Origin of the sequence: Brevundimonas sp. (assembly GCF_019636155.1) — a bacterium.
GTDB lineage: Bacteria > Pseudomonadota > Alphaproteobacteria > Caulobacterales > Caulobacteraceae > Brevundimonas.
Map to the genome: position 1 here is coordinate 1 of NZ_JAHBYB010000037.1, position 2,428 is coordinate 2,428.

A 2,428-nucleotide genomic window follows, 5' to 3' on the forward strand; every position below is an offset into this window, starting at 1 on the left:
ATGCGATCTGCAGGACCAGGCCGTCGGCTATGGCCGCGACGGCTCGCGCTATGCCGAGAACAAGCGCGCGGTCGAAGAAAAGAACATGGGTCCGACGGTCAAGACCTTCATGACCCGCTGCATCCAGTGCACCCGCTGCGTCCGCTTCATCACCGAGGTGGCGGGCGTGCCGGACATCGGCATGATCTCGCGCGGCGAAAGCGCCGAGATCACCACCTATCTGGAAAAGAACATCGACAGCGAGCTGTCGGGCAACGTCAACGACCTGTGCCCGGTCGGCGCCCTGACCCACCGGCCGTGGCAGTATCACTATCGCCCGTGGGAGCTGAAGAAGACCGAGACCATCGACGTCATGGACGCCGTGGGGTCCAACATCCGCGCCGACAGCCGCGGCGCCGAGGTGATGCGGGTGCTGCCGCGCGTCAATGAGGGCGTCAACGAGGAGTGGCTGTCGGACAAGAGCCGCTACGCCGTCGACGGCCTGACCGCGCGCCGCCTGGACCGGCCGTGGGTGCGCGAGAACGGCAAGCTGCGGTCCGCCACCTGGGATGAAGCCCTGGGCGTCGTGGCCGAGAAGCTGAAAGCCGCCAGGGCGGAACGCATCGGCGTCATCGCCGGCGATCTGCAGGATGCGGAATCGATGAAGGCGGCGCTGGACCTGTTCCGCGCCCTGGGTTCGGCCAACACCGACTGCCGTCAGGACGGGGCGGCCCTGGGCTATGGCCCACGCGAAGGCTGGCTGATGAACTCGGGCATCGCCGGGATCGAGGCGGCGGACGCCGTGCTGCTGGTCGGGGTCGATCCGCGGCGTGAGGCGCCCCTGGTCAACACCCGCCTGCGCAAGAGCTGGCTGGCCGGCAAGGCCGAGATCGGGGTCGTTGGTCAGCAGGTCGATCTGACCTATGATTACAACTGGTTGGGCGCGGGGGCTAAGACCCTGTCGAAACTGCCCAAGGCGGTGATGGACGCCCTAACCAAGGCCGAACGTCCGGCCGTGGTGGTCGGCGCGGGCGCCCTGAGCGGTCCGAACGGCGCGGCGGTGCTGAACGCCGTCGGCGCCCTGGCCAAGAAGGTCGGCGCGGTCACGGATGGCTGGAACGGCTTCAACGTCCTGCACCATGCGGCGGCGCGCGTCGGCGGCCTGGACATGGGCTTCGTGCCCGCATCGGGCGGGCTGAACGTTGCCGAGATGCTGAAGCCGAAGGCGCTGGACGTCCTGTTCCTGCTGGGCGCCGACGAGGTGGAGGCCACGGCTTCCAACGCCTTCCGCGTCTATCTGGGCAGTCATGGCGACCGAGGCGCGCACGGCGCCGACGTCATCCTGCCGGGCGCCGCCTATACCGAAAAACCGGGCCTCTACGTCAACACCGAGGGCCGGGTGCAGATGGCCGAGCGGGTGGTCTTCCCGAAAGGCGAGGCCAAGGAAGACTGGGCCATTCTCCGCGCCCTGTCGGAACGCGTCGGCCACACCCTGCCGTATGACACCCTGGACCAGTTGCGCGCCCGCCTGATGGCCGACCATCCGACCTTCGGCCGCATCGACTATGTGGCGCCGGCCGCGGCGTTCGACGTCAGTTCCCTGGGCGCCAAGGGCGATCTGGGCGAGGGCGATTTCGTCTCGCCGGTGGCCGATCCCTATCTGTCCAACCCGATCGCGCGGGCCAGCGCGACCATGGCCGAGCTGTCCGCCGAACGGATCGCCCCGGCCGCGATGGCGGCGGAGTAAGCCATGGAATTCTGGAGCACTCCGGTCGGCTGGACCCTGATCACTGTCGGCCAGATCCTGCTGGTCACGGTCGGCATCCTGATCTCCCTGGCCTTCCTGCTGCTGGCGGACCGCAAGATCTGGGCGGGCGTCCAGCTGCGCAAGGGACCGAACGTGGTCGGGCCGTTCGGCCTGCTGCAGTCGTTCGCCGACTTCTTCAAATTCGTGCTGAAGGAGATCGTCGTTCCGGCCGGGTCGGACAAGGTCGTCTTCCTGCTGGCGCCGCTGATCACCTTCATCCTGGCCTTCATGGCCTGGGCCGTGATCCCGTTCGCGCCGGGCTGGGTCATCTCCGACCTGAACGTCGGCATCCTGTACATCCTGGCGATCAGCTCGCTGGGCGTCTACGGCATCATCATGGGGGGCTGGGCCTCCAACTCGAAATATCCCTTCCTGGGCTCGCTGCGGTCCGCCGCCCAGATGGTGTCCTACGAGGTCTCGATCGGCCTGGTGATCATCAACGTCATCCTGCTGGCCGGGACGATGAACCTGACCTCCATCGTGACCCAGCAGTCGGGCTGGATCTGGAACTGGAACGCCTTCGGCGGCGGGGCCGACACCTGGCCCCTGATCGCCGTCATGTTCCCGATGGCCATCGTCTTCTTCATCTCGGCCCTGGCCGAGACCAACCGCCCGCCGTTCGACCTGCCCGAGGCCGAGTCC

Annotated in this window: 2 protein-coding genes; both read left to right on the forward strand. The window is 67.5% G+C overall.

Annotated elements, in window-relative coordinates:
• Positions 1 to 1,726, forward strand: a 1,726-nt coding sequence (gene nuoG / locus KF910_RS14220) for an NADH-quinone oxidoreductase subunit NuoG (protein WP_292264075.1), incomplete at its 5' end; no start/stop codon positions are given.
• Positions 1,727 to 1,729: 3 nt separating this feature from the next.
• The coding region (locus tag KF910_RS14225) for a complex I subunit 1/NuoH family protein (RefSeq protein WP_292264077.1) at positions 1,730 to 2,428 on the forward strand (699 nt) is incomplete at its 3' end.